The organism is Enterobacter cloacae complex sp. 309I3 (genome assembly GCF_050031595.1).
GTDB classification, from domain to species: domain Bacteria; phylum Pseudomonadota; class Gammaproteobacteria; order Enterobacterales; family Enterobacteriaceae; genus Enterobacter; species Enterobacter cloacae.
Genome location: NZ_JBLGWI010000001.1, coordinates 4,722,754 through 4,735,775, shown reverse-complemented (window position 1 = coordinate 4,735,775; position 13,022 = coordinate 4,722,754). Strand labels below are relative to the sequence as shown.

13 protein-coding genes are annotated in these 13,022 nt (G+C 56.5%); 9 read left to right on the top strand and 4 right to left on the bottom strand.

From position 1 onward, the window contains the following. The first annotated feature begins 37 nt into the window (after window positions 1-37). From uvrD to corA, 3 genes are all read left to right on the top strand, one after another. Window positions 38-2,200, top strand: coding sequence for a DNA helicase II (gene uvrD / locus ACQG22_RS22670; RefSeq protein ID WP_013099255.1), 2,163 nt, complete (start codon window positions 38-40; stop codon window positions 2,198-2,200). Between the two features lie 149 nt (window positions 2,201-2,349). Then, entirely contained in the window at window positions 2,350-2,406 is a 57-nt protein-coding gene (gene ysgD / locus ACQG22_RS22665) for a YsgD/CorL family protein (protein ID WP_212743980.1), read from the top strand. Between the two features lie 151 nt (window positions 2,407-2,557). Beyond that, entirely contained in the window at window positions 2,558-3,508 is a 951-nt protein-coding gene (gene corA, locus ACQG22_RS22660) for a magnesium/cobalt transporter CorA (protein WP_008501540.1), read from the top strand. Window positions 3,509-3,579: 71 nt separating this feature from the next. Here corA and rarD read toward each other — a convergent pair whose 3' ends face one another. Next, window positions 3,580-4,476 carry an EamA family transporter RarD gene (gene rarD, locus ACQG22_RS22655; RefSeq protein WP_029883129.1) on the bottom strand — a complete coding sequence of 299 codons (897 nt, stop codon included), beginning with the start codon at window positions 4,474-4,476 and terminating at the stop codon, window positions 3,580-3,582. Between the two features lie 51 nt (window positions 4,477-4,527). Further along, window positions 4,528-4,995: an acyl-CoA thioesterase YigI gene (yigI, locus tag ACQG22_RS22650; RefSeq protein WP_013099253.1), complete on the bottom strand. Its 468-nt coding sequence runs from the start codon at window positions 4,993-4,995 to the stop codon at window positions 4,528-4,530. A 162-nt stretch (window positions 4,996-5,157) separates the two neighbouring features. On the opposite strand from yigI, the gene pldA reads away from it, so the two are divergent. From pldA to rhtC, 3 genes are all read left to right on the top strand, one after another. Then, the gene (pldA, locus tag ACQG22_RS22645; RefSeq protein WP_013099252.1) at window positions 5,158-6,027 is read left to right on the top strand and encodes a phospholipase A; all 870 of its coding nucleotides are present in this window, start codon (window positions 5,158-5,160) and stop codon (window positions 6,025-6,027) included. A gap of 90 nt (window positions 6,028-6,117) precedes the next feature. Further along, window positions 6,118-7,947 carry an ATP-dependent DNA helicase RecQ gene (gene recQ / locus ACQG22_RS22640; RefSeq protein ID WP_029883130.1) on the top strand — a complete coding sequence of 610 codons (1,830 nt, stop codon included), beginning with the start codon at window positions 6,118-6,120 and terminating at the stop codon, window positions 7,945-7,947. A 61-nt stretch (window positions 7,948-8,008) separates the two neighbouring features. Then, window positions 8,009-8,629, top strand: a complete 621-nt coding sequence (rhtC, locus tag ACQG22_RS22635; protein ID WP_014833703.1) for a threonine export protein RhtC — start codon at window positions 8,009-8,011, stop codon at window positions 8,627-8,629. Here rhtC and rhtB read toward each other — a convergent pair. Continuing rightward, window positions 8,626-9,246, bottom strand: coding sequence for a homoserine/homoserine lactone efflux protein (gene rhtB / locus ACQG22_RS22630; RefSeq protein WP_013099249.1), 621 nt, complete (start codon window positions 9,244-9,246; stop codon window positions 8,626-8,628). The genes rhtC and rhtB overlap by 4 nt on opposite strands. A 111-nt stretch (window positions 9,247-9,357) precedes the next feature. Between rhtB and pldB the strand changes: the two genes are divergently transcribed. The 3 genes from pldB to ACQG22_RS22615 all read left to right on the top strand — a co-directional run bounded on the left by pldB (window position 9,358) and on the right by ACQG22_RS22615 (window position 12,158). Next, window positions 9,358-10,350, top strand: a complete 993-nt coding sequence (gene pldB / locus ACQG22_RS22625; protein WP_013099248.1) for a lysophospholipase L2 — start codon at window positions 9,358-9,360, stop codon at window positions 10,348-10,350. A gap of 25 nt (window positions 10,351-10,375) precedes the next feature. After that, window positions 10,376-11,176: a sugar/pyridoxal phosphate phosphatase YigL gene (gene yigL, locus ACQG22_RS22620; RefSeq protein WP_013099247.1), complete on the top strand. Its 801-nt coding sequence runs from the start codon at window positions 10,376-10,378 to the stop codon at window positions 11,174-11,176. A gap of 82 nt (window positions 11,177-11,258) precedes the next feature. Then, window positions 11,259-12,158 (top strand): carboxylate/amino acid/amine transporter, encoded by a 900-nt coding sequence (locus ACQG22_RS22615; protein WP_023621553.1) that lies wholly within the window; start codon window positions 11,259-11,261, stop codon window positions 12,156-12,158. Here the strand turns inward: ACQG22_RS22615 and metR are convergent. Next, window positions 12,046-12,999: an HTH-type transcriptional regulator MetR gene (metR, locus tag ACQG22_RS22610; RefSeq protein WP_013099245.1), complete on the bottom strand. Its 954-nt coding sequence runs from the start codon at window positions 12,997-12,999 to the stop codon at window positions 12,046-12,048. The two genes, ACQG22_RS22615 and metR, sit on opposite strands and share 113 nt — an antisense overlap. Window positions 13,000-13,022 lie beyond the last annotated feature (23 nt).

Genomic DNA, 13,022 nt, shown 5'->3' with positions numbered 1-13,022 from the left:
GCTTTGCTGTGTTCCTGAATACTATGTGACGGTGCCAATGGACGTTTCTTACCTGCTCGACAGCCTTAATGACAAACAGCGTGACGCGGTTGCCGCCTCGCGTACCAACCTGCTGGTGCTGGCTGGGGCGGGCAGTGGTAAGACGCGCGTGCTGGTTCACCGTATCGCCTGGCTGCAGAGCGTGGAAAACTGCTCTCCGTACTCCATCATGGCGGTCACGTTTACCAACAAGGCGGCGGCGGAGATGCGCCACCGTATTGCCCAACTGATGGGCACCAGCCAGGGCGGCATGTGGGTCGGCACCTTCCACGGTCTGGCGCACCGTCTGCTGCGTGCGCACCATATGGACGCCAATCTGCCGCAGGATTTCCAGATCCTCGACAGTGAAGACCAGCTCCGTCTGCTGAAACGCCTGATTAAGGCGATGAATCTCGACGAGAAACAGTGGCCGCCGCGTCAGGCGATGTGGTACATCAACGGCCAGAAAGACGAAGGGTTGCGCCCGCACCATATTCAGAGCTTTGGCAATCCGGTGGAGCAGACCTGGCAGAACGTTTACAAGGCCTACCAGGAAGCGTGTGACCGCGCCGGGCTGGTGGACTTTGCCGAACTGTTGCTGCGCGCCCACGAGCTGTGGCTGAACAAACCGCATATCCTGCAGCATTACCGTGAACGCTTCACCAATATCCTGGTGGACGAATTCCAGGATACCAACAACATCCAGTACGCCTGGATCCGCCTGCTGGCCGGGGATACCGGCAAGGTGATGATCGTAGGCGATGACGACCAGTCCATCTACGGCTGGCGTGGCGCGCAGGTGGAAAACATTCAGCGCTTCCTCAACGACTTCCCCGGCGCCGAAACCATCCGTCTGGAGCAGAACTACCGCTCGACCAGCAATATCCTCAGCGCGGCCAACGCCCTGATTGAAAACAACAACGGGCGCCTGGGTAAAAAGCTGTGGACCGATGGGGTCGACGGTGAGCCGATTTCGATTTACTGCGCCTTCAACGAGCTCGACGAAGCACGTTTCGTGGTGAACCGCATCAAAACCTGGCAGGACAACGGTGGCGCGCTGGAACAGTGCGCCATTCTCTACCGCAGCAACGCCCAGTCGCGCGTGCTGGAAGAGGCGCTGCTGCAGGTGAGCATGCCGTACCGTATCTACGGCGGCATGCGCTTCTTCGAACGTCAGGAGATCAAAGACGCGCTCTCGTATCTGCGCCTGATCGCTAACCGAAACGACGATGCGGCGTTTGAACGTGTGGTGAATACGCCAACCCGCGGCATTGGTGACCGAACGCTGGACGTGGTGCGTCAGGCCTCGCGCGATCGCCAGCTTACGCTCTGGCAGGCGTGCCGCGAGCTGTTGCAGGAAAAAGCCCTCGCCGGACGCGCTGCCAGCGCGCTGCAGCGCTTCCTGGAATTAATTGACGCGCTGGCGCAGGAAACCGCCGACATGCCGCTACACGTGCAGACTGACCGGGTGATCAAAGACTCCGGCCTGCGCACCATGTACGAGCAGGAGAAAGGCGAGAAGGGCCAGACCCGTATTGAGAACTTAGAGGAACTGGTGACGGCAACGCGCCAGTTCAGCTACAACGAAGAAGACGAAGACCTGATGCCGCTGCAGGCGTTCCTTTCTCACGCCGCGCTGGAAGCGGGCGAAGGGCAGGCAGATACCTGGCAGGATGCGGTTCAACTGATGACCCTGCACTCTGCCAAAGGCCTCGAATTCCCGCAGGTGTTTATCGTCGGCATGGAAGAGGGCATGTTCCCGAGCCAGATGTCGCTGGATGAAGGCGGGCGTCTGGAAGAGGAGCGCCGTCTGGCTTACGTGGGCGTGACGCGAGCGATGCAGAAGCTGACGCTGACCTACGCTGAAACCCGCCGTTTGTACGGTAAAGAGGTCTATCACCGTCCGTCGCGCTTTATCGGCGAATTGCCGGAAGAGTGTGTCGAAGAGGTTCGTCTGCGTGCCAGTATCAGCCGCCCGGTCAGCCATCAGCGGATGGGCTCGCCGATTGCGGAAACCGACACTGGCTACAAGCTGGGCCAGCGCGTGCGCCATTCGAAGTTTGGCGAAGGCACCATCGTCAATCTGGAAGGCAGCGGCGAGCACAGTCGCCTGCAGGTGGCGTTCCAAGGGCAGGGGATCAAATGGCTGGTGGCCGCGTATGCCAAGCTGGAAGCAGTGTAACTTTCAGAAAAATATAATTATTTTGTAATAATCTGCTAGCCTTATACGTTGAAGGTCAATTAATGCTCTTCAGCGTTTCGTTGCGTGTTGACGCCACAGTTGCTGCTGGCGTAACATGCGCGCACGATTACGCTAAGAGGACATTCGCCTTGGACACACCCAGTAGATACTGGCTCAATTCCCTGTCATCCAGGAACAACTCCTAAGGCTATCTCCTCTTGCTGATGGCCTTAGTGGTTGTCAGCGACCTGCATTATTCCCGTCGCGCTGAGTCAGGCTGTTTAATGGTCTGAAACCCAATTTGTTTCTGTGTGCCCACCGAACTGTCCGATATTTTTTGCATTGGGAGTCCCGGTCATGTTGAGCGCATTTCAACTCGAAAATAACCGACTGACTCGGCTTGAAGCCGAAGAGTCACAGCCCCTCATTGATGCCGTATGGGTGGATCTGGTCGAGCCGGACGACGATGAACGCCTGCGCGTACAATCTGAGCTGGGGCAGAGTCTGGCAACTCGCCCGGAACTGGAAGACATCGAAGCATCCGCACGTTTTTTTGAAGACGAAGACGGCCTGCACATTCACTCCTTCTTCTTCTTTGAAGATGCCGAAGACCACGCGGGGAACTCCACCGTGGCATTTACCATTCGCGACGGTCGCCTGTTTACCCTGCGCGAGCGCGAACTGCCGGCGTTTCGTCTCTATCGCATGCGCGCCCGCAGCCAGGCGATGGTGGACGGCAATGCTTACGAATTGCTGCTCGATCTGTTCGAAACCAAAATTGAGCAGCTGGCGGATGAGATTGAAAATATATACAGCGATCTGGAAAAACTGAGCCGCGTCATCATGGAAGGCCATCAGGGTGATGAATACGACGAAGCGCTCTCCACGCTGGCGGAGCTGGAAGATATCGGCTGGAAGGTGCGTCTGTGTCTGATGGATACCCAACGCGCGCTGAACTTCCTGGTGCGCAAGGCGCGTCTGCCGGGCGGCCAGCTGGAACAGGCGCGTGAGATCCTGCGCGATATCGAATCCCTGCTGCCGCACAACGAATCACTGTTCCAGAAGGTCAACTTCCTGATGCAGGCGGCGATGGGCTTTATCAACATCGAGCAGAACCGCATTATCAAGATCTTCTCGGTGGTATCCGTGGTGTTCCTGCCGCCGACGCTGGTGGCATCCAGCTATGGGATGAACTTTGAGTTTATGCCAGAGCTGAAGTGGAGTTTCGGCTATCCTGGGGCGATTATCTTTATGATCCTCGCCGGGCTGGCGCCGTATCTCTATTTCAAGCGTCGCAACTGGCTGTAAAAATCTGGCGGGTGGCGCTGCGCTTACCCGCCCTACGATCGAATTCCCTCTCCCACCGGGAGAGGGGAAAATCACAGCCCTTTACGCACCCGGCGCTGGGTATAAATCGCATCAGCGACAAAAATCGCCAGCGCCACCCAGATAAACGCGAACGTCACCATCTTATCCGCACCCGGCACTTCGCCGTAAAACACCACCGCCAGCAGGAACATCAGCGTCGGGCCGATGTACTGGAAAAAGCCCAGCGTGGACAGACGCAGGCGCGTTGCCGCACCGGTAAAGCAGAGCAGTGGGATGGTCGTCACCACGCCTGCGGCCATCAGCATTACATTCAGGGACCACGGGTTGCTGCCCATGTGGCTGGTCGGGCTGTCGGCAATGCCGAACAGATAGATAGCGGCCACCGGCAACAGCCACAGGGTTTCAAACAGCATGCCGGTTTGCGCTTCCACGGCAATCTTCTTACGCACCAGCCCGTAGAACGCAAAGCTGAACGCCAGCCCCAGCGCAATAACAGGCAGCGAACCGAAGGTCCACAGCTGAACCAGCACGCCGCAGAAGGCGAGGATCACCGCCAGCCACTGCATCCGGCGGAAGCGCTCGCCGAGGAAAATCATCCCCAGCACAATATTCACCAGCGGGTTAATAAAGTAGCCCAGACTCGCTTCGAGCATGTGATGGTTATTCACCGCCCAGATAAACAGCAGCCAGTTTCCGCCAATCAGTACTGCCGAGAGTGCCAGCAGGAAGATCTTCTTCGGGGTTTGTAGCAGCGTTTTGACGCCAGACCACTGACGGCTGACGCTCATCAGCGCGATCATGAAGAAGAAGGACCAGATGACGCGGTGAGTGAGGATCTCATCAGCCGGTACGTAAGCGATAAATTTAAAGTAGGCGGGGGCGACACCCCAAATAAAATAAGCGGCAAGGGCGAGTAACACGCCCTGCCGCGTCTGTTTAGCATCCATCGGGAAAATCCGTGACAAAAAAGTGAATTAACTTTACCCGATTTTTCAGCTTCAACCCACCATATAAGTGGCGGTTGCGCTGGCGATATAAAGTTGTTCTTCGTTATGCAATTCAACACGCGCCACGGCGACCTTATTACCCGCACGGAGCAGGCTGCTGCTGCAGGTGAAGCGGTTTCCGCGCCCGGGACGCAGATAATCGACGCGTAAATCGATGGTACCCATGCGGGATAAGCGCTGACGCAGCTCGTCTTCGTTGATGGTGTCATGGCGGGTCAGGGTGCTGCCAACACATACCAGCCCTGCAGCCACGTCCAGCGCGGAGGCAATCACCCCGCCATGTAAAATGCTCTGTGCCCAGTTGCCTACCATCATCGGCTGGTTGTTAAAACTGAGCTGGGCAAAGTCTTTTTCGTAACGCTCCAGCTCCAGTCCCAGCGCACGGTTAAACGGCATATGGTAAACAAAAATCTCGCCCACGAGTTTTAACGCTTCTTCGGCGGTTAGCATGGCTGACATGAGACATCACATCCTTAATGTTAATAAAATGTTGATTTTATGCCCGGACAGACAAGAATGCCACTTTCAGAAACGAGGATGCAGCAGTTGCTGCAGAAGTCTGTAGAATGTGCGCCATATAACGATTCAGATCATTTAACATTTTGCAGGAGAACACCACCGATGCGGACGTATCTGGCAGGGTTACTGGCAGCGGTTGCGCTGCCCCTCACAGCCTATGCGCAGGAAGCGACAGTCAAAGAGGTGCATGATACGCCAGCAGTTCGCGGTAGCATTATCGCTAACCTGCTGCAGGAGCATGATAATCCCTTCACGCTCTACCCGTACGACACCAACTATGTGCTCTATACCTGGACCAGCGATCTCAACAAAGAGGCGATTCGCTCCTATGACTGGGCTGAGAATGCGCGCAAAGATGAGGTGAAATATCAGCTCAGTCTCGCATTTCCGTTCTGGCGCGGCATTCTGGGGCCGAATTCGGTTCTCGGTGCATCTTATACCCAGAAATCCTGGTGGCAGCTTTCCAACAGCGGTGAATCTTCACCGTTCCGTGAAACCAACTATGAGCCCCAGCTGTTCCTGGGGTTCGCAACGGATTATGAGTTTGCAGGCTGGACATTGCGTGACGTTGAAGTGGGCTTCAACCATGACTCCAACGGCCGTTCCGATCCAACCTCACGTAGCTGGAACCGCGCCTATACGCGCCTGATGGCGCAAAACGGTAATATGATGGTGGAAGTGAAGCCGTGGTACGTGGTGGGCAGCACCGATGACAACCCGGATATCACCAAATATATGGGCTACTATCAGCTCAGGATTGGCTATCAGCTGGGTGATGCGGTGCTGAGCGCCAGGGGCCAGTACAACTGGAACACCGGTTACGGCGGCGCAGAAGTGGGCTTAAGCTACCCGATGACCAAACACGTGCGTATCTATACGCAGGTCTACAGCGGTTACGGCGAGTCGCTCATCGATTACAACTTCAATCAGACCCGCGTGGGTGTCGGCGTAATGCTGAACGATATTTTCTAAGACGCTCGAATGTTTTTGCGTTAAACGTTGAAGTTTCTCTCTCAGGCGCTGAAAATAGCGCCTGTTTCATTTCTGGCATATGGGGTTAACGTGGCGCAGGCGGAAGTATTGAATCAGGAGTCGCTGGCTAAACAGGTTTTGCATGAAACCTTTGGCTACCAGCAGTTCCGTCCTGGCCAGGAAACCATCATTGAAACCGTGCTGGAAGGCCGTGATTGCCTGGTGGTAATGCCGACCGGTGGCGGTAAATCGCTCTGCTATCAGGTGCCCGCGCTGGTACTTAATGGCCTGACGGTCGTGGTATCGCCGCTGATTTCTCTGATGAAAGACCAGGTTGACCAGCTGCTCGCCAACGGCGTGGCGGCGGCCTGTCTTAACTCCACGCAAACCCGCGAGCAGCAGCAAGAGGTGATGGCCGGTTGCCGTACCGGACAGGTTCGCTTGCTGTATATCGCACCAGAACGTCTGATGCTGGATAACTTCCTCGACCATCTGGCGCACTGGAATCCCGTTCTGCTGGCCGTTGATGAAGCACACTGTATCTCGCAGTGGGGCCACGATTTCCGCCCGGAATATGCGGCACTTGGTCAGCTGCGTCAGCGCTTCCCTGAACTGCCGTTTATGGCGCTGACCGCCACGGCAGATGACACCACGCGGCTGGATATCGTCCGCCTGCTGGGGCTGAACGACCCGCTGATCCAGGTCAGCAGCTTCGACCGCCCGAACATCCGCTATATGCTGATGGAAAAATTCAAGCCGCTGGATCAGCTTCTGCGCTATGTGCAGGAGCAACGCGGCAAGTCAGGCATCATCTACTGCAACAGCCGCGCGAAGGTGGAAGACACCGCTGCGCGTCTGCAAAACCGCGGCTTTAGCGCGGCGGCCTATCATGCCGGGTTAGAAAACCACATCCGCGCCGACGTGCAGGAAAAATTCCAGCGTGATGACCTGCAGATTGTGGTGGCGACGGTGGCGTTCGGCATGGGCATTAACAAGCCCAACGTCCGCTTTGTGGTGCACTTCGACATTCCGCGAAATATCGAATCCTACTACCAGGAAACCGGTCGCGCCGGCCGTGATGGCCTGCCTGCGGAAGCGATGCTGTTTTACGATCCGGCCGATATGGCGTGGCTGCGCCGCTGCCTTGAAGAGAAACCGCAGGGACAGCTGCAGGATATCGAGCGTCACAAACTCAACGCCATGGGCGCGTTTGCGGAAGCGCAGACCTGCCGTCGTCTGGTGCTGCTCAACTACTTTGGTGAAGGGCGTCAGGAGCCGTGCGGCAACTGCGATATCTGTCTCGACCCGCCAAAGCAGTACGATGGCCTGATGGACGCGCGTAAGGCGCTTTCGACCATATACCGTGTTAATCAGCGCTTCGGGATGGGCTACGTGGTGGAAGTGCTGCGCGGCGCCAATAACCAGCGTATCCGCGACATGGGCCACGATAAGCTGCCTGTCTACGGTATTGGCAAAGACCAAAGCCACGAGCATTGGGTCAGCATTATTCGTCAGTTGATTCACCTCGGTTTTGCCACACAGAACATCGCCCAGCACTCCGCGCTTCAGCTCACCGAAGCCGCGCGCCCGGTGCTGCGAGGGGATGTTGAACTCAAGCTCGCCGTCCCGCGCGTAGTTGCCCTGAAACCGCGGGTGATGCAGAAATCCTACGGCGGCAACTACGACCGCAAGCTGTTTGCCAAACTGCGTAAGCTGCGTAAAGCGATTGCCGATGAAGAGAACATTCCGCCATATGTGGTCTTCAACGACGCGACGCTGATCGAGATGGCCGAGCAGATGCCGCTCAGCGCCAGCGAAATGCTCAGCGTCAACGGCGTGGGCACGCGCAAGCTGGAGCGCTTTGGTAAAGAATTCATGGCGCTCATCCGTTCACATGTCGATGGTGATGATGAGGAGTAGTCAGCCGCGCAAAAAAGTGCCAGGATGATGACTCACTGAATTATTTCCCCGCGAGCGAATTATGTTAATGCTATTTCTTACCGTGGCGTTGGTGCACATTGTTGCGCTGATGAGCCCGGGCCCTGACTTTTTCTTCGTGTCACAAACCGCCGTCAGCCGCTCCCGCAAAGAAGCAATGATGGGGGTGTTGGGTATCACTATGGGTGTTATGGTCTGGGCGGCCGTGGCGCTGCTTGGCCTGAACCTGATCCTGGCGAAGATGGCGTGGCTGCATAACATCATCATGGTTGGTGGCGGTCTGTACCTGTGCTGGATGGGCTACCAGATGCTGCGCGGAGCGTTGAAGAAAGAAGAGAAAAAACCGCAAGAGCCAAAAGTTGAGCTGGCAACGGGCGGCCGTAGCTTTGTGAAAGGGCTGCTGACCAACCTGGCGAACCCGAAAGCGATTATCTATTTCGGTTCCGTCTTCTCTCTGTTCGTGGGCGACAGCGTGGGGGCGGGTGCACGCTGGGGTATCTTCCTGCTGATTGTGGTTGAGACGTTTGCGTGGTTCACCGTTGTTGCCAGCCTGTTTGCCTTACCGGCGATGCGCCGTGGCTATCAGCGCATCGCGAAGTGGATTGACGGCTTCGCCGGCGCGCTGTTCGCCGGCTTTGGTATCCATCTTATTATCTCTCGCTAAGCATGACGCGCTGACGCAAGCAGCGCGCCAACCAGCATAAACAGCGAACCAAACACTTTGTTCAGGGCCTTCATTTGCTTAGGCCCTTTAATCCATGCTGCAATCCGCTGCGCCAGCGTCGCGTAGCCAATCATCACAATAATATCGACAACAATGGTGGTCACGCCCAGGACTACATACTGCATGACCTGCGGCTGATGCGGGACGATAAACTGCGGGAACAGGGCAGCCAGAAAAACGATGCTTTTTGGGTTGGTCAGATTCACAAACACCGCCCGCTTAAACAGGCGACCGCGCGTTTGCGTCCGGGCAAGAGTGTTGAGATCAATTGAGCCTGCTGCGCGCCACTGCTGAATGCCGAGCCAAATCAGATATGCCGCACCGGCCCATTTCAGCACTTCAAATGCCAGCACCGAGCGGGAGAAGAGCGTCCCTAAACCCACGCCCACCAGCACAATGTGAATCCCCAGTCCGGTTTGCAAACCGGCAATGGATGCTGCCGCCCCGCGATAACCGTGGTTAATGGAGGTTGTCATGGTATTAATTGCCCCCGAACCCGGTGACAGGCTGAGGATGATGGATGTCAGCAGGTAAGCGAACCACCACTCGAAGGTCATTTGAAACTCCCGAATCGTCTGTTTTTATGCCACAATACGCTATTGTTGAGTCATTTTGTGACCAGTTACGAAAAAAACGATATTCCCTGAATGACGGGGGGTGGAAACCCGATGTTGCAGCAGAAAAAGGACTGGGAAACACGAGAAAACGCATTTGCTGCTTTCTCCATGGGGCCGCTGACCGATTTCTGGCGTCAGCGTGAGGAAGATGAGTTTACGGGCGTCGGGAATATCCCGGTACGCTTTGTTCGTTTCCGTGATGAAAAAAATGACCGGGTGATTGTGGTCTGCCCCGGGCGTATCGAAAGCTACATCAAATATGCCGAGCTGGCGTACGACCTGTTCCATCTGGGTTTTGACGTGTTAATTATCGACCATCGCGGGCAGGGGCTTTCCGGTCGAATGTTGCCGGATACCCATCGTGGCCATGTCGATAACTTCAGCGATTATGTCGACGATCTTGCCGCCTTCTGGCAGCAGGAAGTGCAGCCTGGCCCGTGGCGTAAGCGCTATATTCTTGCGCACTCCATGGGCGGCGCGATCTCTACGCTCTTTTTGCAGCGCTACGATCACCAGTGCGATGCCATTGCGCTGACCGCGCCGATGTATGGCATTGTGATACGTTTTCCGGACTGGATGGTGCGCCATCTTCTCGACTGGGCTGAGGGCCATCAGCGCATTCGTGAAGGCTACGCCATCGGAACAGGGCGCTGGCGGGCTTTGCCGTTTGCCCTCAACGTCTTAACCCATAGCCGTCAGCGTTATCGCCGCAACCTGCGCTTCTATGCCGATGAGCCTCGCTTGCGCGTTGGCGGCCCCACCTGGCACTGGGTGCGGGAGGGGATACATGCCGGGGAGCAGGTTCTGGCGGGCGTTGGTGATGATGACACGCCGACACTCCTGATTCAGGCTGAAGAAGAGCGTGTGGTGGATAACCGCATGCATGACCGTTTCTGTGAACTGCGCGCTGCCGCCGGTCACCCTTGTGAAGGGGGTAAACCGCTGGTCATCAACGGCGCGTACCATGAGATCCTTTTTGAAAAGGACGCTATGCGCTCAGTCGCGCTTAACGCCATCGTCGAGTTTTTCGACCGGCATAACTGATTTTCTATTGAGGTTAAATTTTCCTATGTACCAGGTTGTTGCATCTGATTTAGATGGCACGCTGCTTTCCCCCGACCACACCCTGTCGCCGTACGCGAAAGAGACCTTAAAGCTGCTGACTGCCCGTGGCGTGCACTTTGTGTTTGCCACCGGGCGCCACCACGTGGATGTGGGGCAGATCCGCGATAATCTTGAGATTAAATCGTACATGATCACCTCCAACGGTGCGCGCGTTCACGACACCGATGGCAATCTGATCTTTACCCACAACCTGGATCGCGATATTGCCGCCGATCTGTTCGGTGTGGTGCACAATAATCCGGCTATTGTCACGAACGTTTACCGCGACGATGACTGGTTCATGAACCGCCACCGCCCGGAAGAGATGCGCTTCTTCAAAGAAGCGGTGTTTAACTACTCCCTGTATGAGCCAGGTCTGCTCGAGCCGGAAGGGATCAGCAAAGTCTTCTTTACCTGCGAAAGTCACGAAGAACTGCTGCCGCTGGAGCAGGCGATCAACGCCCGCTGGGGCGATCGCGTCAACGTAAGTTTCTCCACGCTGACCTGCCTGGAAGTGATGGCGGGTGGCGTTTCCAAGGGGCACGCTCTGGAAGCGGTGGCCAAACGCATGGGCTTTGAGCTGAAAGATTGTATCGCCTTTGGTGATGGCATGAACGATGCTGAGATGCTCTCGATGGCGGGTAAAGGCTGCATCATGCAGAACGCGCACCAGCGCCTGAAAGACCTGCACCCGGAGCTGGAAGTGATCGGCACCAACGCAGACAATGCGGTACCAAAATATCTGCGCAAGCTGTTCCTTGAATAATCTTCATTTGGTTGTTTATTGCTCAGTTGTCAACTAAAGAGTTCGCTACAATGCCTCTCCTTCTTTCTGAGAGACAAGCATTGTGGCGCTACTCATTATCACCACTATCCTGTGGGCCTTCTCCTTTAGCCTGATTGGCGAATACCTTGCCGGATCGGTCGACAGCTATTTCTCGGTGCTGATGCGCGTGGGGCTGGCGGCGCTGGTGTTCCTGCCCTTTTTGCGTACGCGCGGACAATCCCTGCAAACCGTTTTGCTGTATATGCTGGTGGGGGCGATGCAGCTCGGCATCATGTATCTGTTTAGCTTTCGGGCGTATATCTACTTGTCCGTCTCGGAGTTTCTGCTCTTTACAGTGCTGACGCCGCTCTATATCACGCTGATTTACGACCTGCTCAGCAGGCGTCGTCTGCGTTGGGGCTATCTGTTGAGCGCGGCGCTGGCGGTGATTGGCGCGGCGATTATTCGCTACGATAAAGTGAGCGATCACTTCTGGACCGGCCTGATGTTCGTGCAGTTAGCAAACATCAGCTTCGCTATTGGTATGGTGGGCTACAAGCGCCTGATGGAAACCCGCCCGATGCCGCAGCACAACGCGTTTGCCTGGTTCTATATGGGGGCGGCGGTGGTCGCGGTCGCAGCCTGGTTTATGCTGGGTAACCCGCAAAAATTACCTACCACTACCGTGCAGTGGGGCATTCTGGTCTGGCTGGGCGTGGTGGCCTCGGGGCTGGGGTACTTCATGTGGAACTATGGCGCAACTCAGGTAGACGCCGGTACGCTGGGCATCATGAACAACGTGCACGTGCCCGCGGGGCTACTGGTAAACCTTGCTATCTGGCAGCAACAGCCCCACTGGCCGAGTTTCCTTATTGGGGGAGCGGTGATCCTGGCTTCGCTGTGGGTACATCGCCGTTGGGTCGCTCCGCGCTCCGCACAAACGGAAGATGGTCGCACGCGTGGTTCCGCGTTGAGCGAATAAACGCTTCCGTGATCGGCTGACGCTGCTCGCCATCGCGCACGGCGGCGTACAGCCGGCTCCACAGTCCTTCTCCCAGGGTTTTGGTGACCACCAGGCCCTGGCGTTCAAAACTCTCTACCACCCAGTGCGGCAGCGCCGCGATGCCCATTCTGGCGGCAACCATCTGAATCAACAGCAACGTATTATCCACGCTTTTCAGCTGTGGGCTGATGCCCGCCGGCTGCAGGAAATGGCGCCAGATATCCAGGCGACTGCGCTGCACCGGGTATATCAGCAGCGTTTCAGTCGCCAGGTCTTCCGGGGTGATACGCGTCTTGCTGGCCAGCGGATGATCCGGTGCCAGCACCAGACGCACCTCATAATCGAACATTGGCGAATAATGCAGGCCGCTACGCGGCAGAATGTCTGACGTCATCACCAGATCCAGCTCGCCCTGCTGGAGTGACGGCTGCGGGTCAAACGTCACGCCGGAGGTAAAGTCCATTTCTACCTGCGGCCACTTCTGGCGGAAGTTCTCAAGCGCGGGGGTCAGCCACTGAATACAGCTGTGGCACTCAATGGCGATACGCAATTTAGTTTGCTGCGGCTCATTGCAGGACTGAAGCGCGCTGGCAATCTGCGGCAGCACCTGATTTGCCAGCTGCAGGAGGATCTCGCCCTGGGGGGTAAAGCGCAGCGGCTGGCTCTTACGCACAAAAAGACGAAAGCCGAGACGTTGTTCCAGATCGCTGAACTGGTGAGAAAGGGCGGACTGAGTCTGGTGCAGTGAGGCCGCCGCCGCCGCGAGAGAACCGCAGTTTCGCAACGCTTGTAGCGTTTTCAGGTGTTTTATCTCGATCATGAAAGTCCTTCACTTCGCCATGA

What these genes read in the sequence shown, in the direction of transcription:
- pldA (WP_013099252.1), top strand. Translation starts at nt 5,158, where the DNA reads ATGCGGACGTATCTGGCAGGGTTACTGGCAGCGGTTGCGCTGCCCCTC.
- uvrD (WP_013099255.1), top strand. Translation starts at nt 38, where the DNA reads ATGGACGTTTCTTACCTGCTCGACAGCCTTAATGACAAACAGCGTGAC.
- rarD (WP_029883129.1), bottom strand. Translation starts at nt 4,476, where the DNA reads ATGGATGCTAAACAGACGCGGCAGGGCGTGTTACTCGCCCTTGCCGCT.
- yigI (WP_013099253.1), bottom strand. Translation starts at nt 4,995, where the DNA reads ATGTCAGCCATGCTAACCGCCGAAGAAGCGTTAAAACTCGTGGGCGAG.
- rhtB (WP_013099249.1), bottom strand. Translation starts at nt 9,246, where the DNA reads ATGACCTTCGAGTGGTGGTTCGCTTACCTGCTGACATCCATCATCCTC.
- yigL (WP_013099247.1), top strand. Translation starts at nt 10,376, where the DNA reads ATGTACCAGGTTGTTGCATCTGATTTAGATGGCACGCTGCTTTCCCCC.
- corA (WP_008501540.1), top strand. Translation starts at nt 2,558, where the DNA reads ATGTTGAGCGCATTTCAACTCGAAAATAACCGACTGACTCGGCTTGAA.
- rhtC (WP_014833703.1), top strand. Translation starts at nt 8,009, where the DNA reads ATGTTAATGCTATTTCTTACCGTGGCGTTGGTGCACATTGTTGCGCTG.
- pldB (WP_013099248.1), top strand. Translation starts at nt 9,358, where the DNA reads ATGTTGCAGCAGAAAAAGGACTGGGAAACACGAGAAAACGCATTTGCT.
- metR (WP_013099245.1), bottom strand. Translation starts at nt 12,999, where the DNA reads ATGATCGAGATAAAACACCTGAAAACGCTACAAGCGTTGCGAAACTGC.